This window comes from Rhodococcus oryzae (assembly GCF_005049235.1).
GTDB lineage: Bacteria > Actinomycetota > Actinomycetes > Mycobacteriales > Mycobacteriaceae > Rhodococcus_G > Rhodococcus_G oryzae.
In genome coordinates this window covers 285,546-307,625 of sequence record NZ_SUMD01000003.1, presented here as the reverse complement: position 1 = coordinate 307,625, position 22,080 = coordinate 285,546, and the positions used below count along the sequence as shown (strand labels likewise).

21 protein-coding genes are annotated in these 22,080 nt (G+C 70.3%); 7 read left to right on the top strand and 14 right to left on the bottom strand.

Going from position 1 to position 22,080, the window contains the following annotated elements; all coding sequences use genetic code 11:
• Positions 1-22: 22 nt before the first annotated feature.
• The 3 genes from FCG67_RS07690 to FCG67_RS07680 all read right to left on the bottom strand — a co-directional run bounded on the left by FCG67_RS07690 (position 23) and on the right by FCG67_RS07680 (position 2,783).
• Entirely contained in the window at positions 23-532 is a 510-nt protein-coding gene (locus FCG67_RS07690) for a type III secretion system chaperone family protein (RefSeq protein WP_136908651.1), read from the bottom strand.
• Positions 529-1,857, bottom strand: a complete 1,329-nt coding sequence (gene mshA, locus FCG67_RS07685; RefSeq protein WP_136908649.1) for a D-inositol-3-phosphate glycosyltransferase — start codon at positions 1,855-1,857, stop codon at positions 529-531. The genes FCG67_RS07690 and mshA overlap by 4 nt, the downstream gene beginning before the upstream one ends.
• A gap of 101 nt (positions 1,858-1,958) precedes the next feature.
• Positions 1,959-2,783, bottom strand: coding sequence for an alpha/beta fold hydrolase (locus FCG67_RS07680; RefSeq protein WP_136908647.1), 825 nt, complete (start codon positions 2,781-2,783; stop codon positions 1,959-1,961).
• Between the two features lie 91 nt (positions 2,784-2,874).
• On the opposite strand from FCG67_RS07680, the gene FCG67_RS07675 reads away from it, so the two are divergent.
• Positions 2,875-3,735: a class II glutamine amidotransferase gene (locus FCG67_RS07675; protein ID WP_136908645.1), complete on the top strand. Its 861-nt coding sequence runs from the start codon at positions 2,875-2,877 to the stop codon at positions 3,733-3,735.
• A gap of 6 nt (positions 3,736-3,741) precedes the next feature.
• On the opposite strand, the gene FCG67_RS07670 is transcribed toward FCG67_RS07675, so the two are convergent.
• Entirely contained in the window at positions 3,742-4,383 is a 642-nt protein-coding gene (locus tag FCG67_RS07670) for a cysteine hydrolase family protein (RefSeq protein ID WP_246044921.1), read from the bottom strand.
• A 52-nt stretch (positions 4,384-4,435) separates the two neighbouring features.
• On the opposite strand from FCG67_RS07670, the gene FCG67_RS07665 reads away from it, so the two are divergent.
• Together FCG67_RS07665 and FCG67_RS07660 are read left to right on the top strand one after the other, a co-directional pair.
• Positions 4,436-4,837, top strand: a complete 402-nt coding sequence (locus FCG67_RS07665; protein WP_097210244.1) for a PaaI family thioesterase — start codon at positions 4,436-4,438, stop codon at positions 4,835-4,837.
• Positions 4,838-4,884: 47 nt separating this feature from the next.
• Entirely contained in the window at positions 4,885-5,919 is a 1,035-nt protein-coding gene (locus FCG67_RS07660) for a tocopherol cyclase family protein (protein WP_136908641.1), read from the top strand.
• A gap of 16 nt (positions 5,920-5,935) precedes the next feature.
• On the opposite strand, the gene FCG67_RS07655 is transcribed toward FCG67_RS07660, so the two are convergent.
• The 5 genes from FCG67_RS07655 to FCG67_RS07635 are packed head-to-tail and all read right to left on the bottom strand — an operon-like array spanning position 5,936 to position 12,359.
• Positions 5,936-7,603, bottom strand: coding sequence for a dipeptide ABC transporter ATP-binding protein (locus FCG67_RS07655; protein ID WP_136908639.1), 1,668 nt, complete (start codon positions 7,601-7,603; stop codon positions 5,936-5,938).
• A gap of 27 nt (positions 7,604-7,630) precedes the next feature.
• Positions 7,631-8,512, bottom strand: coding sequence for an ABC transporter permease (locus FCG67_RS07650; RefSeq protein WP_136908637.1), 882 nt, complete (start codon positions 8,510-8,512; stop codon positions 7,631-7,633).
• Positions 8,509-9,468, bottom strand: coding sequence for an ABC transporter permease (locus FCG67_RS07645; RefSeq protein WP_136908635.1), 960 nt, complete (start codon positions 9,466-9,468; stop codon positions 8,509-8,511). The genes FCG67_RS07650 and FCG67_RS07645 overlap by 4 nt, the downstream gene beginning before the upstream one ends.
• Positions 9,469-9,495: 27 nt before the next feature.
• Entirely contained in the window at positions 9,496-11,100 is a 1,605-nt protein-coding gene (locus FCG67_RS07640; RefSeq protein ID WP_246044920.1) for an ABC transporter substrate-binding protein, read from the bottom strand.
• On the bottom strand, positions 11,097-12,359 hold the full coding sequence (locus FCG67_RS07635; protein ID WP_425467810.1) for an ROK family protein: 1,263 nt from the start codon (positions 12,357-12,359) through the stop codon (positions 11,097-11,099). Before FCG67_RS07635 ends, FCG67_RS07640 begins: the two co-directional genes overlap by 4 nt.
• 448 nt (positions 12,360-12,807) lie before the next feature.
• Between FCG67_RS07635 and FCG67_RS07630 the strand changes: the two genes are divergently transcribed.
• The 4 genes from FCG67_RS07630 to FCG67_RS07615 all read left to right on the top strand — a co-directional run bounded on the left by FCG67_RS07630 (position 12,808) and on the right by FCG67_RS07615 (position 17,946).
• Positions 12,808-13,749, top strand: coding sequence for a TauD/TfdA dioxygenase family protein (locus tag FCG67_RS07630; protein WP_136908631.1), 942 nt, complete (start codon positions 12,808-12,810; stop codon positions 13,747-13,749).
• Entirely contained in the window at positions 13,749-16,064 is a 2,316-nt protein-coding gene (locus tag FCG67_RS07625) for an arylsulfatase (RefSeq protein WP_136908629.1), read from the top strand. The genes FCG67_RS07630 and FCG67_RS07625 overlap by 1 nt, the downstream gene beginning before the upstream one ends.
• An 83-nt stretch (positions 16,065-16,147) precedes the next feature.
• Positions 16,148-16,891, top strand: a complete 744-nt coding sequence (locus FCG67_RS07620) for an SDR family NAD(P)-dependent oxidoreductase (protein WP_077040624.1) — start codon at positions 16,148-16,150, stop codon at positions 16,889-16,891.
• Positions 16,892-16,893: 2 nt separating this feature from the next.
• Positions 16,894-17,946 (top strand): DUF2804 domain-containing protein, encoded by a 1,053-nt coding sequence (locus tag FCG67_RS07615; RefSeq protein ID WP_136908627.1) that lies wholly within the window; start codon positions 16,894-16,896, stop codon positions 17,944-17,946.
• A gap of 2 nt (positions 17,947-17,948) precedes the next feature.
• Here FCG67_RS07615 and FCG67_RS07610 read toward each other — a convergent pair whose 3' ends face one another.
• The 5 genes from FCG67_RS07610 to FCG67_RS07585 form a co-directional block, all read right to left on the bottom strand.
• Positions 17,949-18,257, bottom strand: a complete 309-nt coding sequence (locus FCG67_RS07610) for a hypothetical protein (protein WP_211243140.1) — start codon at positions 18,255-18,257, stop codon at positions 17,949-17,951.
• Positions 18,254-19,009: an ESX secretion-associated protein EspG gene (locus FCG67_RS07605; protein WP_136908625.1), complete on the bottom strand. Its 756-nt coding sequence runs from the start codon at positions 19,007-19,009 to the stop codon at positions 18,254-18,256. Before FCG67_RS07605 ends, FCG67_RS07610 begins: the two co-directional genes overlap by 4 nt.
• Positions 19,006-20,493: a PPE domain-containing protein gene (locus FCG67_RS24910; protein ID WP_169310468.1), complete on the bottom strand. Its 1,488-nt coding sequence runs from the start codon at positions 20,491-20,493 to the stop codon at positions 19,006-19,008. The genes FCG67_RS07605 and FCG67_RS24910 overlap by 4 nt, the downstream gene beginning before the upstream one ends.
• A 389-nt stretch (positions 20,494-20,882) precedes the next feature.
• Positions 20,883-21,584 carry an SseB family protein gene (locus FCG67_RS07590; protein WP_136908623.1) on the bottom strand — a complete coding sequence of 234 codons (702 nt, stop codon included), beginning with the start codon at positions 21,582-21,584 and terminating at the stop codon, positions 20,883-20,885.
• Between the two features lie 63 nt (positions 21,585-21,647).
• The gene (locus FCG67_RS07585; protein WP_136908621.1) at positions 21,648-22,076 is read right to left on the bottom strand and encodes a hypothetical protein; all 429 of its coding nucleotides are present in this window, start codon (positions 22,074-22,076) and stop codon (positions 21,648-21,650) included.
• Between the last annotated feature and the right edge of the window lie 4 nt (positions 22,077-22,080).

Here is a 22,080-nt window from a genome sequence, read left to right as displayed (position 1 = left end):
CCCCGAACCGCGGCTCCCCGCCTCAGTCGGCGTCGGCCGCCCTGACCTGGTCAGCGGACATCAGGTGGACGAACGGCTGCAGGTTCGCGAGCGACTCACCGCGCGAGACCCGCCAGTCCCACTCCCGCCGAATCGACGTGGCGAAACCGAGCTCGAGCAGGGTGTTGAAGTCACCGTCCGCGGCCTCGAGCACCTGGCCGAGCACCCGGTCCAGTTCCGACCCGGTGACGGCGTGGGTGGAGATCTGGCCGAGCAGGTAGATGTCGCCGATCTTGTCGATCGTGTAGCTCACCCCGTACAGCCTGCGGTTGCGGCGGAGCAGGAACCGGTAGACGCCCTCGAAGTTCTCGTCGGGTTTGCGGCAGACGAAGGCCTCGACCCGGACGCCGTGCGCGCCGACGGTGAGCAGGCAGGTGGTCTTGAGCTTGCGCTCGCCGGGCAGTTCGACGACGAACTGGCCCTCGCCCTTGCGGGTGTACTCGAGCTCCCGCTCGGCCAGTTCGGCGTCGATGAGCTTCGCGATGTCGGTCACGCCCGCACTCCCCCCATTCGGCGCAGCTTCCACAATCCGCGGCCGCGGCGCGGCGCGTGTTCGGGCAGCCTGCGGTAGCTGGCGTTCGCCCGCTTGTAGCTCTGGAGCAGCCCGTCGGCGGTGTGCTCCCAGGAGAAGTCCTCCGCGTGCAGCGGCGCGCGGCGCGCCATCTCGGCCAGCCGGCCGGGATCCGCGAGCAGCGAGTGCAGGGCATCGGCCCAGTCGTCGGTGCGGTGACCTGGCACCAACAGCCCGGTCTTGCCGGACCGCACGGCGACCCCCAGTCCCCCGACGTCGGCCGCGACGACCGGCGTCCCGCAGGCCTGCGCCTCGATCGCGACCAGCCCGAAGGACTCCGAATAGCTCGGCACCGCAACCAGATCCGCCGCGCGGTACACCTGCGCGAGTCGCTCGGGCGGCTGCGGCGGAAGGAAGGTGACCCGGGCGGTGATGCCCAGCGAGGCGGCCAGGTCGATCAGCGAATCGGGCCGGTCCAGCCCGGTGCCCGAGGGCCCGCCGACGACCACGATCCGCAGCGGCAGCGCCGGCTCGCGCTCAATCAGCTCGGCCGCGGCGCGCAGCAGCACGTCCGGCGCCTTGAGCGGCTGGATCCGGCCGACGAAGGTCACGATCAGCTCGTTCGGGTTCAGCCCAAGCTCCGCCCGTGCCGCCGCGCGATCACCCGGCCGGTACCGGGACAGGTCCGCACCGGGGGCCACCACGTCGATCTTGCCCGCGTCCGCGCCGTAGATGTCGATCAGCTGCGTGGACTCGTCGGCGGTGTTGGTGATCAGGCGATCGGCCTCGGCCACCACCTGTTGCTCGCCGATCTGGCGCGCGGCCGGCTCCGGGACGTCGCCGTCCGCAAGGGCGGCGTTCTTGACTGCGGCCAGGGTGTGCGCGGTGTGCACCAGCGGGACGCCCCAGCGGTCGCGGGCCAGCCAACCGACCTGGCCGGAGAGCCAGTAGTGCGAGTGCACCAGGTCGTAGTGACCCGGCTCGTGGTGCGCCTCCTCGCGCAGCACCCCGGCCGCGAACGCGCACAGCTGGGTGGGCAGGTCGTGCTTGTCGAGACCCTCGAACGGGCCCGCGACGACGTTGCGGACCAGCACCCCAGGCGCGGCCTCGACCACCGGTGCGTCCGCGGAGGAGGTGGCCCTGGTGAAGATCTCCACCTCCACCCCGCGGCGGGCGAGCTGCAGCGCGGTCTGGAGCACGTACACGTTCATGCCACCCGCGTCACCGGTCCCCGGCTGCGCCAATGGAGAGGTGTGGACCGAGAGAACGGCCACCCTCCGCAACCGGTGGTTCTGCGCTGGGGTCACGGCTCCATCTTGCCCTGTGGCGATCACGCGCGACGAAGCCGACCTGAGGACGTCGGCGGCGACCCGGCCGTCAGTGCCCTCGGTCGCGCCCCCTGGCCCCGTCACAGCCCGTCGACGAACTCGCTGACCTCGGCGACGAAGCGTTTCGGGTCCTCGACGAACGGCCCGTGGTCGCAGCCTTCCCAGTACGACGCAGTGGCGGCCGGGATCAGCCCGGCCGCATGCCTGGCAGCGGAGACGTCGACGACGGTGTCCGCGGTGCCGTGCAGGATCAGCGCGGGGACGGTGAGGCCCGCGAGCAACTCGTCGTGCCCGACCGCGCGGTTGAACAGCGCCGCGCGCACCCGAGGCGGCGTCGACAGGCTGGCCCCGAACAGCGCCTGCGAGGCGACGCCCTTGCCCTCGGCCGGGCCGGTCAGGGCGGTGCCGAAGCTGCCGAGCGCGCGGATCGACTCGCGCGGATCCTCGGACATCGCGGCCGGGATGGCCGCGCGCATCGACGATCCGACGCGGCCGCCCTTCTGCCCGGGCCCGATGCTGGTGATGGCGCCGACCAGCACGATCGCGTCCACCGCGGCCTCACCGAACTCGGCGAGGTAGTCGCAGATCACCAGACCGCCGTAGGACCAGCCCAGCAGCACCGCGCCGGACTCGATGCGCTCGGCGGCGAGCACCGCCTCGACGTCCGACGCCCAGATCTTCGGGTCGTCGTAGCCGTCGGCCGGCGCGCCGGAGTAGCCGTGACCGCGCAGGTCGACGGCGATCACGCGGTACTCGGCGGCCAGAGCGTCGAGCACGCCGTCGCCCCAGCACCGCAGCGACTGCGCCCAGCCGTGCAACAGCACCAGCGGACGCGCGGCGGCGTCGCCCTCGACGCGGTAGACGATGGACGTGCCGTCGACGCTGACGGTTTCCCGGATAGCCATGCCGGCCATTCTGCGCCTCCGGCTCCTGTGAGCGAATTTCACCCCGGTCGGGGTGAAATTCGCTCACAGGAGCGAAGCGCATACTCAGTTCATGTGCCGCTTGTTCGGGATGACCAGCGCACCGTCACGGGTCACGGCCACGTTCTGGCTGCTCGACGCAGCGGACAGTCTGGCCGTGCAGAGCCGACGCGATCCCGATGGCACCGGCCTCGGCACCTTCACCGCCGACGGCGAACCGCTCGTCGAGAAGCAGCCGCTGCCCGCCTACGCGGACGCGAGCTTCGCGACGGAGGCGAGGGAACGCCGATCCGAGACCTTCGTCGCCCACATCCGGCACGCCTCCACCGGCGGGCTCGCGATGGTCAACACCCACCCGTTCAGCCTGAGCGGGCGCATCTTCGCGCACAACGGCGTGATCGAGGACCTGCCCGGGCTGGACGAGGAGCTCGGGCCGTACCGATCGGCGGTCGCCGGCGAGACCGACTCCGAGCGCTTCTTCGCGTTGATCACCAAGCACATCGACGGCCACGGCGGCGACGTCACCGCAGGCATCACCGAGGCCGCCCGCTGGGTCGCCGAGCACCTGCCGATCTTCGCCATCAACATCGTGCTGACCACCCCGACGGAGCTGTGGGCGCTGCGCTACCCCGACACCCACCAGCTCCTGGTGCTCAGCCGCGCACCGGACACGGGCCGGCACCTCGAGCACGCAAGCCCGGCGGGCACTGTCCGGGTCCGGTCGGGCGAATTGGCCACGGCGCCCGCGGTGGTGGTGGCCAGCGAGTGGATGGACGAGAACCCCGCGTGGCGGCCGCTCGCGTCCGGCGAGCTGCTGCACGTCGACGCGGAGCTCACCGTCGACAGCACCGTGATCCTCGACGGCCCGCCCGCGCATCCGCTCACGCTGGCCGACCTCGGCGCCACCGCTGCCGCGTCGCAGGCGAGCCGCTGATCGACCTCAGCCCAGCGCCGCGACGATCTCCGCCGCCGTGGCGTGCACCGCGCCGATCCGCCCGGCCTCCTCGAGGTGGCGGTCGTCGACGCCCGAGATCGCGTCGGCCGCGATGAGCACCCGGAGGTCGCGTTCGCTCGCGTCGACGATGGTGGCCCGCGGGCAGTTCGGGTAGTTGCAGCCCGCCACCACCACGGTGTCGACGCCGCGCTCACGCAGGTGCGACTCGAGCTCCGTCCGATGGAACGCGCTCCAGCGCGGCTTGAACAGCACGACCTCGGCCGGCGCGACCTGCTGCAGCCCGCCACCCAGGAGCAGGTCCGGGTCGAGGTCCGGGGCGCCGAACTCGGGGACGATCTGCGACCCCACGGTGCCCGGGCTCGCCATCTGCGCGCCCGAGGCGATGGCGGACCGCCTGACGAGGTCGACGTCGTCGCCCGCATAGAGCCGGACGATGTGCACGATCGGGCGTCCCGCGGCCCGATAGGCCTCGAGCAGCCGCGCGATCGCGGGCAGGACCTGCGTGGTGCCGGGGATCGGGCTCGATCCGCCGTCGACGAAGTCGCGTTGGGTATCGACCACGAGCAGGGCGGAGGTGGTCAGATGCGGGGCGATCCAGGGGTCGAGACGCTCCTCGAGAGTGCTCACGGCATCACCGTATCGCCACATCCCGGGTGGCCGTCGGGTCTAGCATCGAGCCATGGAGCTTGACGAGCTGCTGGCAACCATGCCGTTCGCGGTGAAGTCGGGAATCGAGCTGGTCTCGGCGACCCCTGGCGAGGTCGTGGGCCGACTGGCGTGGAGCGAGGACCTGACCACCGCGGACCACATCATGCACGGCGGGGCGCTGACCACCCTCGCGGACAGCGTCGGCGCCGTGTCCGCGTTCCTCAACATCCCGTCGGGCGCCGCGCGGGTCACGACGGCCTCGAACGCGGTGTACGCGCGGCAGGTACGCCGCGGCATCGTCACCGCCGCGGCCCGCCCGTTGCACGTCGGCCGCAAGACGATCCTGGTCTCGATCGACCTCACCGACGACGACGGCAGGCTCGTCTCCCAGGTCACCCAGTCGCACGCCGTCGTGGGTGACTCCGGCTTCTGAGCCGCAACCCGCCCATTGATCGGGCCGGTCCCGGCTACCGTTGGGCGATGTCGCGCTTGCTCGACGCCTACCGCGCCACCGGGGCCGACCTGCCGTTCGGCGATCCGCTGGCCGCCCACGGCGTCGCCATGGAGGGCTACTTCTGGCGGTTCACCCAGCCGGAGTCGGGCCGGGTCGTGATCGCACTGTGCGGGATCAACCGGGCCGCCGACGGCAACTGGGCCACCCTGGGTCTGGCCGCGCACCCGGGCGGTTTCCTGCGGACCGCCGCGCATCCGGTCGCGGTCGCCGACCCCCATCGGCTCGGCGCCGTCGCCGGGGAGGCGTTCCGCGGCGAGCCCGACCGGCTGCGGGTGGACCTCGGTCCCGACGCCAGGCTCGACGTGCGAATCACCCATCCGATGCCCTGGCCGCGGCGCGCATTCGGCGGTTCGGGTGTCCTCCAGACGATCCCGGCGCTCAACCAGTATTGGCACCCCTGGCTGCTCGGCGGGCGCGCCGAGGGAACCGCGGTGCTCGGCGGCGAGGACTGGGACCTCACCGGGGCTCAGGTATACGCCGAGAAGAACTGGGGCCGAGGCGGATTCCCCGACTCCTGGTGGTGGGGCCAGGCCCAGGGATTCGCCGAAGCGGCAGCGTGCGTGGCGTTCGGTGGCGCCGAGGTCCAAGCCGGAACGCTGCGCACCGAGATCACCCTGATCGTTGTGCGACTGCCGGACGGCCGTGTGCTTCGGCTCGGCGATCCGGTGGTCTCCCCTGTCCGGGCCCAGGTGACCGACGAGCAGTGGACGCTCCGCGGCCGGAGCCCGCGCTGGAGCGTGGACATCGAGGGTCACGGGGCGATCGGCGACGCCCACGTCCTACCGGTTCCGCTGCCCGCCGAGCGGCGTAACGTCCCCGGCGCGCTGGAACATCTGGGTGCGCGGATGTCGGTGACGGTCCGCCACGGGCACCGAACGGTCTGGTCCGGCGAGTCGGCCGTGGCTGCGCTGGAGCACGGCGGGCTGACGCGCGCCCGGGCCGAGGCGGACCGGCGCGGCGCCGCGCCGGAGGCCACCGACGCGCCACCGTGCGCCCGGTAACCGGCGATCGCGCGACTCAGCTGGCCGCCGACAGCACTTTCACCGGTCGCGGGCCGGACGCCACCCGGTCTTCCCGGCGACGACGCTGCTCCACCGGGTCAGGCACCGGCACCGCGCCGAGCAACCCGCGGGTGTAGTCCTGCTGGGGGTCGCCGAACACGCTTGCCGTTGAACCGATCTCGACCAGTTCACCACCACGGAGCACGGCGACCCTGTCCGCCACCCGGTTCACGACCGCGAGGTCGTGGCTGATGAACAGGCAGGCGAACCGGAACTCCTCGCGCAGGTCCGCGAACAGGTCGAGAATCTCCGACTGCACGGACACGTCGAGGGCACTGGTCGGCTCGTCCGCGACCAGTAGCCGCGGCGCCAGCACCAGGGCCCTCGCGAGCGCAACCCGCTGTCGTTGACCGCCGGACAGTTCGGCAGGCCGCCGGTCCGCGAACGCGCGCGGCAGTCGCACCGCTTCGAGCAGATCGCCCACCCGCGCGCGCAGCAGGGCGCCGGAGGCCGCTCGATGCACGACCAGCGGCTCCGCGACGGAATCCCCGATGCTCCGGCGTGGGTCCAGCGATGCCGCCGGGTCCTGGTGCACCAGCGCCACCCCCTTTCGCAGGCCACGGAGGTCCCTGCGGGACACGGTGCCGAGATCCGTCCCGTCGAACACGACCGACCCGGCGGTGGCCCGCACCACGCCCAGCGCCGCTCGCCCCAGGGTCGTCTTGCCAGAGCCCGACTCGCCGACCAGACCCAGCACCTCACCCGCGCCGACCTCGAGCCCCACGCCGCGCAGTGCGTGGAACTCCTTGTTGCCCAGCCTCGCCGGATACACCACGTCCAGGTCGCGCACCACCAGGACCGGCTCGGCGGGCACCGTACCGACCGGGCCCGCGGTGTCCCCGAGCCGCGGCACCGCCGCGAGCAGCTGCGTCGTGTACTTCTCCCGCGGCGCCGAGAACAGCTCGTGCACGCCGCTCTCCTCGACCAGCTCGCCGCGGCGCATCACCGCCACCCGGTCCGCGATGTCGGCGACCACCCCCATGTTGTGGGTGATGAGCAGGATCGCCGCACCCCGCTCGGTGCGCAGGCCGCGCAGCAGGTCCAGGATCTCCGCCTGCACCGTCACGTCCAGCGCGGTCGTCGGTTCGTCCGCGATCAGGAGGTCCGGGTCGCCGGACAGTGCCAGGGCGATCACGACCCGCTGCTTCTGACCGCCGGACAGCTGGTGCGGATACCAGTCCACCCGCCGTTCCGGATCCGGGATCTCCACCAGGCGAAGCAGTTCGACGGCCCGCGCCCTGGCCTCTCCCCGGCCGACCTTCCCGTGTGCCCGCAGGGCCTGCGCGATCTGCCAGCCCACCTTCTGCACCGGGTTCAGCGCCGTCTGCGGCTCCTGGAACACCATCGCCGCCCGGGTCCCGCGCAGCTGGGCGAGCGTGCCCTCCCCCGCCCCGACCACCTGGGTGCCGCCGAGCCGGATCGACCCGCTCGCCTCGGCGGTGTCGGGCAGCAGCCCGAGCACCGCCTTCGCGGTCATCGACTTTCCGGAACCGGATTCACCGACCAGCGCGAGGATCTCACCGCGGCCGACGGTCAGGTTCAGCCCGTCCACCACCGGGTCACCGGTCGCGCCGAAACGGATGCTCAGGTCCTCGATTTCGAGGATCGGGCCTGTCTGGGTCATCGTCTACTCCTGAGATGTCGTGGCGTGTCAGGCCCGGCGCGCGGATCCGAGCGCCTGGGCGATGAGCAGGAATCCGAGCACCAGCGCCGCCACCACCACCAGCGGGCCGATGGCGAAGGCCGGGTTGGCATCGAGATTGGGCACGGAGTCGGCGATGATCGACCCGAGCGAGGGTTCGGGTGGCCGGACGCCGATGCCGACGAAGCTCATCGCGGACTCCACGAACACCGCAACCGACATGGACAGCGCCAGCTGCACGGCCAGCGGCTCCAGCGCGTTCGGCAGCACGTGGGTGCGCAGCACCCACCACCGACCGGCCCCGATCACCTCCGCCGACTCGACGTACGGCAACTCCCGGATCCGCAGCACCTGGGTGCGGGTCATCCGGCCGAAGATCGGGATCTCTACGACCACGATGACCACGATGACCGTCACCGCTCCGGGTCCCACGATCGCGGCCAGCGCGATCGCCAGGATCAGCGCGGGAAACGCGAGCACCACGTCGAAGGCGCGCTGGGCGATCACGTCCGTCACCGGGTGCAGGCTCGACGCCAGACCCAGCAGCGCGCCGACCAGCGCCCCGATCGGCACCGCGATCACGATGATCTCGAGGTTGATCCGGATGCCGTGCAGCACCCGTGAGTAGACGTCCCGGTTCACCTGATCGGTGCCGAACCAGTGCTCGGCGCCGGGGCCGAGGAGGTTCGCCCCGGCGATCTGCTCGTTCGGCCCGAAGGGTGCGATCCAGTGGGCCAGCAGTCCCGCCGCCGCCACCGCGACCACCAGCAGCAGGCCGAGCAGTCCCTGCCCGTGGGTCAGCGCGTCCCACGCGGGGTGTCCGCGCGCGGGCGCCGGCTCGGGCAGTGACCGGTCGGCTACCGCCGGGTCCTCGATCGGGGTGACGCTCATGAGGTTCCCCCGATCCGGATCCGCGGATCCAGGTAGGCGTGCACGACATCGGTCACCAGCTGGACGAGCACGAACACCGAGACCGAGAGCAGCAGCAGCACCTGGACCACCGGGTAGTCGCGGCGGCTGATGCCCTGTTCGATGAGCTGCCCGATCCCTGGCCAGGCGAAGATCGCCTCGACCAGCACCGCACCACCGAGCAGCTGCCCGGTCTGCAGACCCAGCGCGGTCACCATGGTGGGGAGTGCGTTGCGCAGTGCGCTGCGGGTGACGAGATTCCACCGCGTGACGCCGAGCGCCCGTGCGGTCAGCACGTACGGCTGATTCAGCTCGGTGCGCAGCGACTCGGTCAGGAACCGGGTCAGGGCGGCTGCCACCGGCAGGGCCAGGCACACGGCGGGCAGCAGCAGGTACTGCGCCGAGATATCGGGCCTGACCCAGAACCCCTGCGGGGGAACCCCACCCGAGGGGAGCACCGGAACGAGCACCGCGAACACCAGGACCAGCAGCACCCCGCTGACGAAGGGCGGCAGCGCCACCGCCACGGTGTTGAACCCGGCGACCGCGCTGGTCAGCCAGCGCTTCGGCCATACCACCGCCGCGACGCTGAGGACCAGGCTGACCAGCACGGCGAGCACCAGCGCGGTCACCGCGAGGACGACGGTGTTGACCAGTCCGGAGAGGACCAGATCGGAGATCTGGCCACCGATCACGTACGACCTGCCCAGGTCGAAGGTGAGCACCGAGCCGATCCAGGACACGTACTGGGCCGGGATCGACCGGTCCAATCCGAGCGAATGCCTGATCGCGGCAATCGATTCCGCGGAGGCATCCGGGCCGGCCAGGCTACTCGCCGGATCGCCGGGGACCAGCCGCAGTACGAAGAAGATCAGCAGTGAGGCCAGCAGCAGCACCGCCACGGCCGACGGCAGCCGGCGCGCGAGGTATCGCACCATGGTGCGGGCTCCTCTCGGTCGGGGCCGTCAGGCCAGATAGGTGTCCGTGTAGACGATCTCGGAGCGTTTGGTCCAGTCGATGCCCTGCACCCGCTGCGCCGCGGCGAGTTGGTTGAGCACCACGCCGATCTCCACAAGGAACAGCCCGTCGAGCAGTTGGTCGCTCACCGCCCGGTACCTGTCCTTCGCCTCCGCGCCGGTGCCGTCCGTGACCCGCCATGCCGCGCCCGCGGCGTCGACGTAGGCCGGGCTCTCGTAGTGCGAGGAGTTCTTGAGCGCGTTGAACGGGTACGCACTGATGGTGAGCGTGGACGGAACGTACTGGGCCCACGAATGGAACGTCACCCACAGGGCCGGGATGGTGCCACCGATCAGCGCCTTGATGAAGGTCGCGCCCTCCTGCGGGTCGAGCTCGACCGGGATGCCGATCTCGGCGAGGTTCGCCTGCACGATCTGCGCGGTCGCCTCGTAGAAGGGATTCCCGGCCTGGTAGGTCAGGGGCAGGGTCGGGACAGCGATCCCCGACCCGGCCAGGATGGCCCGCGCCTTGGTCGCGTCCCGGGTGAAGGTCGTGTTCCTCGCCTCGTCGTAGGCGGGCGAGCTCTTGGGCCACGGCAGGTTCACCGGGTAGCCGGAGCCGCGGAACACCTCCGAGATCACCCGGTCCCGGTCGATCGCGTACGCGATCGCCTGCCGCACCCGGACATCGGCGAGCGCCGGGTGGGTGACGTTCGCCCCCACGTACACCTGCAGTTCGGCCCCCTCCAGCGACACCGCCTGGAATCCCGCTGTCTCGCCGAGGGTTTCGGTGTCGCGGTAGTTCAGCCCGCCCGCAACCGCGACCTGGCCGGACTTGAGCGAGCTGAGCAGCGCCTGCGAGTCGGGGATCACCGAGACCTCCACCCGGTCCAGGAAGGGTCGGTCCGGGATCCAGTAGTGCTCGTTACGCTCGAACACCAGCGCGCTGTTGGGTGTGCGCGAGACCAACTTGAACGGCCCGGTGCCGATGAAGGCATCACCGGCGGCGAGCTTGTCGATGGACTCGCTGTCGAGGATCGGCACGGTGTCGAGCAGGTCGAAGACGTTCCCGAGCGGATGCGCCAGCGTCAGCACCAGGCGGTGCGGGTCGCTGCTGTCGAACGCCGTGATCGCGGCCGCGGTGCTGCGCAGCTGAGCGGTCCACTTGGGATCCGCGTAGGTGCGGAGGGAGAACTCCGCGTCCTTCGAGGTGAACGGGCGCCCGCTGTGGAAGGTGACGTCGTCGCGCAGCTCCAGGGACAGCGACAGCCCGTCGGCGGCGAGCTGCCACGACTTCGCCAGCCGTGGTTGCGGCTCCACCTTGTCGTGCGGATAGCGGACGAGGGTGTCGTACGCCAGCCCGATCACGGTGGTGGCGCCGCTGGTGTTGGTCAGGAACGTCGCCGGGATCACGTCCGCGGGGATGCCCGTCTTGAGGGTGCCACCTCGGACCGGTGCGCCGGACGCGCCCGTGGCCGCCCCCGCCCTCTGCTCGTCGACCGCGGAGGAGCAGGCCCCCAGCAGCCCGGTCCCGAAGATGGCGGCGGCGGTCAGGCCCGCGCCGCGGAAGAAGGTACGACGATCGACGATCGACCGGTTGACTGAGGAGCTCACTGGGAGACAACCCTTCGAATGGAGGTGAGTGGATCTGAGTAGAGGGTGCTGAGCGAGACCACGCCTGCCGCGAACTCCTGGACGCGGTTACCGAAGCCGGTGATCCGGATGTCCTTGCGGGCCAGGCTCGACGTGCGCGCGAACGCCTCGGCGACGTGCGGGATTCCGGCGGGGTACTCGGTGAAGGCCTGGCCGCCGAGGATCACCCGGTCCGGGTTGAACAGGTCACGCAGCATCGCCACGGTGCGGCCGAGCACCCGGGCGCGCTCAACCAGGAGTTCGTGCGCCGGAATGGAACCCGCGGCCGCAGCCCGGTAGACGGCGGCGATGGCGGGACGTTCATCGGTCTCGGTGAGGATGCCGGCCTCCTTCGCCGCGGCGATGGTGGCGCGGTCGCTGACCGTGGCCTCGAGGCAGCCCCTGGCACCGCAGGCGCACAGCGCCGAGGAACCGGTGGACAGGTGCACGATCGAGCCGGGGCCGGATGAGGGCGTGTGCACCCGGCCATCGATGGTGACGGCGACCCCCGCCGTCTCGCGGGCGTAAAAGTAGAGGCTGGTCCCCTCGGTTCCGCTGTCACCGGGGCGCTGCGGCGCGAGCAGCAGCTCCGACGCCGCCATCGCCTCGACGTGCGCGGCGACCGACACCGGCAGCCCCAACCCTTCGCCGATGATCGCGCCGACGGGGGCGCCAAGCCAGCCGAGCCGCGGGTGGTCGACACGGCCGGTGGTCGCGTCCACTCGGCCACCGAGCGCCACCCCGACCCACAGGGGCCGGCGTCGATGCCATCTGGAGGCGAACAGCTTTGCGCTGCGAGAGATCTGGGAGAGCGCCCGATCCTGCGGGCCTGCCGGTGTCGGCACCTCGACGGAGCCGAGGATCTTCCCCCGCAGGTCACTGGCGACGATCCCGGTCACCACCGCACCGATGTGGATACCGATGGTGAGGTAGGGCTCGTGGTTGACCTCGAACGGCACCCTGGGTCGACCCACCGCTCCCGACGCGGTGAGATCCGCGCGCTCACGCAGCAGGCCCTCGGCGAGCAGCGCCGAGACCTGGCGGTTCACCGTGGCGGTGGACAGGCCGGTGATCTTGGCCGCGATGTCACGGGCGATCGGCCCGCGGGCGCAGGCCACCCGGAACACGGCCGCGGCGGGGGCGTCCGCGACGCGCAGTTCCGGCGGCACGATCTGGGCGCGGGTTGTGGGGGTACGGGCGATCGGCCGGGTGAGGACGGCCGCGGACGACAAACTGGTGATGGACACGCGAATTCCTTGCGCTTCGTCCCCGGCGGGGGACAGACCTGCACGGTGTGGGCGAGCGCTGACCAGGTCAAACGGCGCGAGACCGACCGCCGTGACGCCCCACAGGGGCGTCCGGGATCAGGCGTCGAGATACGAGGAAGTGGCAGCGCGGACTAGCGAGAGATACCGCGAGGGGAACAACAGAGTTCCCGCGCCAGGGGCAGGCGTGAGCCCAGTGCGGCGGTCACATAGGTGACCCGCAACGGGTGAAGCCTGCCGGAGTTCATGGCGCCAAGCTAACACCTCGCCGAATTCTCCACCAGCCGAGGGGAAATACCCGTCGGGGCGACGATCCGGAACACGGTTGCGATCAGCATGACGGAAACCCTTGGCCACCGCCGGCATCACTGGTTGCCTGGCACACGTACCAAAGCGAGCCCCGTCAGACTACGAAAGGCCAATCATGTCAATCGATTTCGATACTCAAACGACCGCGACGGGAGCCTCCGTCGCAAAGCTGGGCGCCCACATCGGCGCCCGCATCGACGGTGTCACCCTCGGCGGCGACCTCGATCCGGCCACCGTCTCATTGATCCGGCAGGCCCTGCTCGAGCACAAGGTGATCTTCTTCCGCGGCCAGCAGCACCTCGACGAGGACTCCCAGTACGCGTTCGCACAGCTGCTCGGCGAGCCGACCACCGCGCACCCCACCGTCACCTCCCGCGGTGAGCGGGTCCTGCCGATCGACTCCGAGTACGGCAGTGCCAGCAGCTGGCACACCGACGTCACCTTCGTCGACCGCATCCCGAAGGCCTCGATCCTGCGGGCCGACGTGCTGCCCTCCTACGGGGGCTCGACCACCTGGGCGTCCACCGTCGCCGCCTACGACACCCTGCCCGAACCGCTCAAGGCCCTGGTGGAGAACCTGTGGGCGACACACACCAATCTCTTCGACTACGCCGCGAGCACCGCCGCGACCGTCGACGGCAAGGGTGAGGAGTACATCCGGGAGTTCCAGTCCACCTATTACGAGACCCAGCACCCGGTCGTGCGCGTGCACCCGGAGACCGGTGAGCGCTCGCTGCTCCTCGGCCACTTCGTCAAGGGCTTCGTCGGCTTCGGCACCGCGGAGTCGCAGGCGCTGTTCCAGCTGCTGCAGGCGCGCGTGACCAAGCTGGAGAACACCACCCGGTGGAACTGGGAGGACGGCGACGTCGCGATCTGGGACAACCGCGCCACCCAGCACTACGCCGTCGGCGATTACGACGGGCAGCGCCGTCGCCTCACCCGGATCACCCTCGCCGGCGACGTCCCGGTCAACACCCACGGCGAGCGCAGCCGCATCGTCACCGGCGACGCCTCGCACTACTCGACCATCGACCAGCCGGTGCGGGTCGCGAGCTGATGACCGTCCCGCCGCACGCCAGGGGCTACGAGGGGTTCACCGGCCGGATCGGCCGGACCACCGACGACTCGACCCCGTCCTGGGCGCCCGTCCCCTCGGCCGCCCCGGGTTCACCGAATGTCGTCGTCGTGTTGATCGACGACATGGGCTACAGCGACATCGGGCCGTTCGGCTCCGAGATCGACACGCCCAACCTCGATCGCCTCGCCGCCTCCGGCGTGCGGCTGACGAATTACCACACCACCCCGCTGTGCTCACCGTCGCGCGCGGCGCTGCTCACCGGGCTCAATCCGCACCGAGCCGGCTACGGCTTCGTCGCCAACGCCGATCCCGGTTATCCGGGTCTGCGCCTCGAACTGGCCGACGACGTGCTCACCTTGCCCGAGATCCTGCGGGCAGGCGGCTACGCCACCTACGCCGTCGGCAAGTGGCACCTGGTGCGCGACGCCAACATCCGCCCCGGCGCGAATCGCGACTCCTGGCCAACGCAGCGCGGGTTCGACCGCTACTACGGGTCCCTTGAGGGCCTCAATTCCTTCTACTATCCCAACCAGCTGGTCTCGGACAACTCCGCCGTCGACGTGGACGAGTACCCCGAAAACTATTATCTCACTGACGATCTGACGGACAAGGCCATCGGCTACCTCAAGGACCTGCGCGCCCACGATGCCGACAGGCCGTTCTTCCTCTACTTCGCGCACGTGGCCATGCACGGACCACTCCAGGCCAAGCCCGCGGACGTCGCGAAGTACCGCGGCCGCTACGCCGAGGGCTGGGATGCGCTCCGGGAGAGCCGCTTCGCGGCGCAGCTCGCGCAGGGACTGTTCCCTCCGGGGACCGAGCAGGCGCCCCGCAACTCCGAGACCGGATTCGATGTGCCCGAATGGGACTCGCTGATGCCGGAGCAGCAGCGCCGCTTCGCCCGCTACATGGAGGTGTACGCGGGCATGGTCGACAGCGTCGACCAGAGCGTCGGGCGGATCCTCGACACCATCGAGGAACTCGGTGAACTCGACAACACCATTGTGGTGTTCACCTCCGACAACGGCGGCACCGCGGAGGGCGGACCCGAGGGCACCCGGTCCTACTTCTCCCAGTTCGCCCACGTCACCGACCCGGACTGGGTGGGCGACGTTCCGCACGACGAGGAACTGATCGGGACCGCGAGGCTCGGCGTGCACTATCCGCGGGGCTGGGGGCAGGCGTCGAACACCCCGTTTCGGTTCTACAAGGGACAGTCCTTCGCCGGCGGCGTGCGGGTGCCGTTCGTGCTGTCGTGGCCGGACGGACTGCGAAAGCAGGACGGCGACAACGGCATCCGCGAGCAGTTCACCTACGTCACCGACCTCGCGCCGACCCTGCTCGGGCTCGTCGGCATCGACCCCCCGACCGTGCGCGGCGGACTACCTGCCAAGGAGTTCGACGGGGTGGACGCCTCCGCGGTGCTGCGCGATGGTGCCATCGCGTCCTCGCACACCGAGCAGTACACCGAGATGACCGGCAACCGCGGCTATTACCGCGACGGCTGGAAACTGCTCGCCCTGCACCCCGGCCCGGACGTGGATGCCCCCCGCTGGCAGCTGTTCGACGTTCGGACCGACCCGACCGAACTACACGACCTGGCGGACCGGTTTCCGGAGAAGGTCGACGAGTTGGCTGCGGCCTGGGACGAGGCGGCATGGGCGAACACGGTGTTCCCCTTGCTGAGCGGCGGCGCGCTCGCCGTCCGCAGGCCCGCGGAGCAGGCGCTGTCGCGGCCGGTCCGGATCCTGGCGGGCACCCCGCCCCTGGAGCGCTATCGGTGCTCGAAGCTGATCGCCTTCCGCGACTTCGAGATCGCCACCGAATTGGGTGGATCCGGATTCGCGCCGGGCAACGAGGGCGTGCTGGTGGCGCACGGCGACCCGCAGGGCGGCTACCTGCTGTACATCGAGGACGGGCACCTGGTGTTCGGGCTGAACAGCTACGGCCGGTATGCCTCCGTCGACGCCGGTCCGGTGCCGGTGGGCGCCCGCCGGATCGAGGTCTCCGCGACGGTCGCCCCGCGGCTCCGCTGGGACTTCACCGTCCGGATCGACGGCGCCCCCACCGGGGAGCTGCTCGGGCAGGTGCAGCTGGTCGGCATGGCCCCGTGGACCGGCATCTCGGTGGGGGTGGACGCCCGCGGCCCGGTGTCCTGGGATCTGCGCGAGCGTCGCGGTCCCTTCCGGTACACCGGCGCACTGCGTGCGGTCACCTACACACCGGGCCCCGTCCAGGTGCCGGGCGGAGCCATCGAGCGGATCGAACGCGAGGCCGAGTACGCCGCCGATTAGGCAGCTCCGCTGCCCGTGCGCGGTTGACGAGTCCAGGGACCCGCCAACCGCGCACGGGCGGCGCAGACGCCTAGGCTGAGCCCATGACCATCTCGCCTGATGCACAAGTCGCCGTCGTCACGGGAGCGAGCTCCGGAATCGGTGAGGCCACCGCGCGGACGCTCGCCGCGCAGGGGTTTCACGTGGTTGTCGGCGCGCGGCGGCTCGACCGCCTGGAGAAGCTGGCCGAGGACATCGGCGGCACCGCACTCGAGCTCGACGTCACCGACGAGGACTCGGTGGACGCCTTCGCCGCGGTGCTGCCGCGGGTCGACGTGTTGGTCAACAACGCCGGCGGCGCCAAGGGCCTGGCCCCGGTCCTCGAGGCGGACCTGGACGACTGGCGCTGGATGTGGGAGACCAACGTCCTCGGCACCCTGCGGATCACCAAGGCCCTGCTGCCGAAGCTGATCGCCTCCGGCGACGGACTCATCGTCACCATCACCTCGGTCGCCGCGTTCGAGGCCTACGACAACGGATCCGGCTACACCTCGGCCAAGCACGCCCAGGCGGTGCTGCACCGGACGCTGCGCGGCGAACTGCTCGGCCAGCCGGTGCGGCTCACCGAGATCGCCCCCGGCGCGGTGGAGACCGAGTTCTCCCTGGTCCGCTTCCACGGCGACGAGGACCGCGCCAAGAAGGTCTACGAGGGCATCACGCCCCTGGTCGCCGCGGACGTAGCCGAGGTGATCGGTTTCGTCGCGTCCCGCCCCTCGCACGTGAACCTCGACCAGATCATCATCAAACCGCGCGATCAGGCCAGCCCCGGACGCTTCTCGCGGACCTAGCCGTGCAGCACCGGCTGACCGGGGGCCCGCTGCTCGACGAGCGCGGCCTGCTCGCCGAGGCGGGCTGGTCCACGTCCGAGACCCGGCGGTACGACCGGGCGGCCGTCGCCGCTCCCCGTTTCCGGATCAAGGAGTGGGACTACTACTGCGTGCTCACGCAGGACGTCGGTCTCGCGCTGACGGTCGCGGACAACGGCTACATGGGCCTGCTCGGTGTGTCGTGGCTCGACCTCGGGGCGCGTGCCGAGGTGACCGAGAACGTGATGCTGCCCTTCCCGATGGGCTCGATGGCGCTGCCCGCCAGCGCGGACGCCGGCGACGTGGTTGCCTCGCACAAGGGTCTGCGGATCTCGTTCCGGCACACCGATGGTGGCCGGTTGCTCTCGATCGACCACCCGGGTTTCGACGACGGTCGCGGGCTCAGTGGTGAGCTGCTGCTCGCGCAGCCGGCACCTGTGTCCTCGGGTCGCTCCGCGGACTCCGCTCCCGACCGAATGGTCGTCGCGACGCCGTTCCACAAGGCGCCCAAGGCCTTCTACTACAACCAGAAGATCAACTGCCTGGCCGCGAGCGGTGAGGTCGTGGTCGGCGGGCGGTCGTTCGCGTTCGACCCCGGGTCGGCGTTCGGCGTGTTCGACTGGGGCCGCGGCGTCTGGACCTACGACAACACCTGGTACTGGGGCTCAGCATCCGGGCTCGTAGACGGAAAGCCGTTCGGGTTCAACATCGGTCACGGTTTCGGCGACACCTCCGCGGCCACCGAGAACATGGTGTTCGTCGACGGTCGCGCGCACAAGCTGGACGAGGTGACCTTCCACCTCCCGGCGGGCACCTTCGACGGCGCACCGTGGACCTTCACCAGCAACGACGGCCGGTTCGAGATGACCTTCGAGCCGATCCTCGACCGGGCGGCCAGCACCGATCTCCTGGTCCTGCGCTCCATCCAGCACCAGGTATTCGGGCGATTCAGCGGTCACGTCGTCCTCGACGACGGCAGCACGATCGAGGTCGCGGACCTGCTCGGCTTCGCGGAGGAGGTCCGCAACCGCTGGTGAGCTCATGCGCCGCGGCCCGGCCCCGGGTCGAGGATCAGCAGCGCGTCCAGCTCCCGGTTCCGGCAGCGGCGGATGAACTCGGCCGCTGAGCCCGGGTCTGCGGCGAAACGCTCGTGCGTCGGCCCGTCGATCTCGTAGAACTCCTCTGCCTCCGCGACCCCGTTGGCCGCGGGAATGGCCAGGTAGTGACGCCCGGTGGTCTCCTCGATTCCCAGCGAGAAGCGCAGTTCGAGGCAGATGAACCGGTCCCGGAAGCTCGGCGACGCGACGGCCGACTCGGTCCGGTCCTGTTCGCGCCGTCTCGGTCTCATCGGCCGACGGCCCCTGCGCGCGCGACGCCGACGAGCCGCTGCACCTCGGCGGCGATGTCCTCGCCGCGAGCGGGCAGCGCGCTCACGATGTCGGAACCCCGCACGAGGTAGCGCCCGTCGTCGGCGAAGTCCATCCAGTGGAAGCCCTGTCCGTCGTCGGTCGGACGGTTGTCGTAGGCGGGGCCCGCGAAGACCGTGATCTCGCCCAGCCCCGTGCGCGGGCGCCGGAAGAACTCGTCCCGTTCCTCGTTCCCGCGCGCCCGGCTCGCCGACTGCATGAGGGAACCGCTCGCCGGCGCCACCGACCGGGGCACCGACACGCCCCGACGCCGACCCGCGGCGACGGGCGGAATCGATTGGGCCACAAATGTCCCCACCTGCGCAACGGGAGCGGATGCCAGCAGGATGTCGGCGCCCGCGTGCAGGTCGGCACCCGGCAGCTGTACGGCCACGGCCGCGACGGACTGCCCGATCCCGGCGTGCATCCGGATCATCGACTCGAGCCCGGCACCGCGAAACCCGCACAGCTCGATCCGGACCACGGGCTCGGCCAGCGCGACCAAGGCCTCGTACAGTCGCTCGTCGAGCATCGGGATGACCCTCTGCGCGGCCGCCCGTCGGTCCGCCCGGAACTCCTCGTCCGTGGCCGCGGTGCCGCGGAACTGGAACGGGTACGGCAGGCGATCCCGGCCGAATCGCTCCCACAGGACCGTGAACTCGAGGGCGGTCAGGCGCCACCGACCGTCGGTCATCCGCCGATCACCGGCGGCGCGACCTTCGGGAGCCTGCCCACCAGTTCGTTACCGTTGTCGACGTTGACGAGGTAGCTGGGCGTCTTGTGCTCGGTGTCGTCATCGCCGTTCGCGCGCGCACCACCCGGCGCCATGCCGCCGCCCATCGCGCCAGGACGGCCCGCGGCGCCCGCCGCGCCACCGCCGACTCCACCCGCGCCCGCCGCACCACCGGCCGCGCCGGGCGCGCCCATCCCGCCGCCGAGTCCGCCGCGCGAGGAGCCGCCCAGCCCGCCGGTCGCGCCAAGGCCTCCGCCCGCGCCATAGGACGCGCCGGACCCACCGCCCGCGCCGAGCCCCGATCCGGAGCCCGCCGCGCCGTGGCCTCCGGATCCGGTGCCGCCGCCAGTACCTGTGCCGGCGCCGAGACCGCTGCCGGCCCCGTCGGCACCGCCCGCGGCCGCGGGGGCGGTCAATGCGGATGACGGATCGGTCTGTGCGAAGGGCGAATTCGATCCGTCGACACCGTAGCCGTCCGGCGACAGCGGGTTCGCGCCCGCGTTCGGGTCGTAGGGGTCGGCTCCGGGCGATCCGGTCGAGGGATCGTTCCCGACGCCCTGCCGTGTCGGGGCGACCGGGGCATCCCCCGGTCCGGTGTAGCCGGAGGGGTTGTAGCCGGACGGTCCCCCGATGCCCGGCCCGCCGGACGTCGAGTCGGGCGTGATCTTGGGTGGGATCGGCCCAGGGGCTGGGCGGGGGAAGACCGGGACGTTCGTGTCGGCCTGCTGCATCACCGGCGTGTAGACGGTCTTCATGATCTGGATCGCCTGCTGGCGGGCCTCTTCCTTGCCGTGCACCAGCTGCTTGACCATCCCGACCGAGGGCAGCGCGACGTTGACCAGGGACTCGAGCGCGGAGATGGCCTCGACGGCGGGCATGGTCGCCTTGACCTGCGAGATCCCGGTCGCCGCCTCGGCGACCTTGGTCCCCACCAGCCGGCCCGCCACCGCAAGCTTGTCGGAATCGGCGACGTAGGCCGCCGTGGCCACCACCGCGGCCTCGGCCCCGACGCCCTCCCACTTGCCGTCGATCTCCTTCGAGATGAAGTCCTTGAACTCGGTGAGGCCCTCGCCGAGCGAGGATCCGATCTTCGCCCAGCCCTCGGCACTCGCCCGGATCGGATCCGCGCTCATCGCGTCGACGGCGGACTTGATGGCCTCGTGCGACATCGAATCGAAGCTGTCGGGCACCACGGACGGCGGTTCGTAGCCACCACCGAACTCAGCCTTGAGACCGTCCTGCCGGCTGTAGAGCTCGGAGCGCTCGGTGTTGCCTGCCTCCTGCCGATCCTCGACGCGGTCGCGCTCATCGATGTCGTAGCCGGACACCACATCGATGATCTTGTTGCCGGGGTCGCGCGCCAGATCGCTCAGGTCGTCCAGGGCACCCGTGGCCAGGTCGCCCATCGACCCCTTCAGCTCGTCCAGGCTCGGCAAAATCGACATCTCAGATCCCCCTCGCCGTGTTGAACATCGTGCTCAACGCGCCACAGGTCACGCCATCGGCGACCTGGCTCTCGAAACTCATCCGCACCGACACTCCCCCACTGGCCCCGACCGATACCGGTCCTCCCTAGATAGACGCAGCACCGCACCTGTTGGTTCCATCCGGATCATGACAAACCCGGCGAGGCAGCTCACCCCTCCCTAGCTGCCTCGCCGGCCACCGTCCCGAAGCTGTCCCGAGCAGTATCAGTGCGCCGCAGGCCGCCCATTCGCAGCCCGCGTCCACCCCCGTGTGCGCGATACTTTCCGCCCGGCCCAGTTCTCACGGCTTACCTGGAATAGACGCACCCCGGAGCGAATCGGTTCCCTGGTTCGTGTCGATAGTGAATTCAGACAGCACTCACGTGTTCGCGAACTGATCTGAGTAGGTTGGCGCCGAGGACCATTACATCGGTTCTAGGACAGCCTGGCTGCGCCGCAAGCCATTCGGCGGCTTCCTCGACAACAGCTGAGGGATTCGCAGCCGGACCAAGCTCGAGTCCAACTGCGATGCGCGGACGATTCAGAGAATCATCGAGCACGAACACGTAGACATCGTCGACTCCAGCCACCGCACCACCGAGCCTGCGGGCGGCGTCCATCAGGGCAGCTGGCGGCGGTTCCGCTGGAGCACCCACGCGCACCTTCGCCCCTCCCTGCGGGAGCTGATGGGCGACTCGCCTGAAATCCTGCGGCGGCATCACCAAATCCAGTCCCTCGACGCCTGGATTCAACGAAAGGCTGACGTCCTCTGGCCAGGATGCAGCCAGGTCCGTCCCGGTGATCTCCGCGGACCGCTCGACGTCGCCCAGGCTCGCCACATGCCGGGTATCTGTGAACACGGCGGCATGAGGCCTTCCCTGCCAGGAGAACACCCAGAGTCCCGCGGAATCGGAGTCCGATTCCACCAGCGGCACCACCAGCTTTGACCGGCCCAAAAGCCTGAGAAATGCCTCTGCCTCGATATGACCCGCGCGAAGTTCTGTGATCGCACGCTCTAGTTCATTCGACATATCAGGGGTCCTCGGGAAGGAGATGGCAATATCCTTCAACCTCGATCCACGTGAAACGGTCGAGTCCGCGGATATGAACTGATGAGGGGTAGGACCGGTGATTCACTTCGGCTGACGGAGCGTCTCGATAGTCGGATCCAGATTGATCCGAGCCACGGCGACGTTCTCGAGCTTCGCGAAATCCACGGCCCCGTCGCGCATCTGTGAATTGTCGATCACGTACGCGAGATTCACCCACAGGTCCTTCATGTCCGGCGCCACCTGCGTCCCCTGAAATCGAGCACAGAACACCACCGCATAGACCAGGACAGCGGGGCTTCCATCGTTGTCGGTCCGAAAGAACTCCGCCCCCACCCTCGAGACGTCGAAATCCGGTCCCGGCTTGAACACGAGCCGCTTCTCGAGCAATGCCAGGCAATAGTCCGGACGATCAGGGCCCGGCAGCACCCGCACCAACTCGGCACGAACGGGCAGCTGCACAGCCAGCTCCGCGGGCCCGGAATCGACCTGATCGAGAATCACCACTGGCATCGTC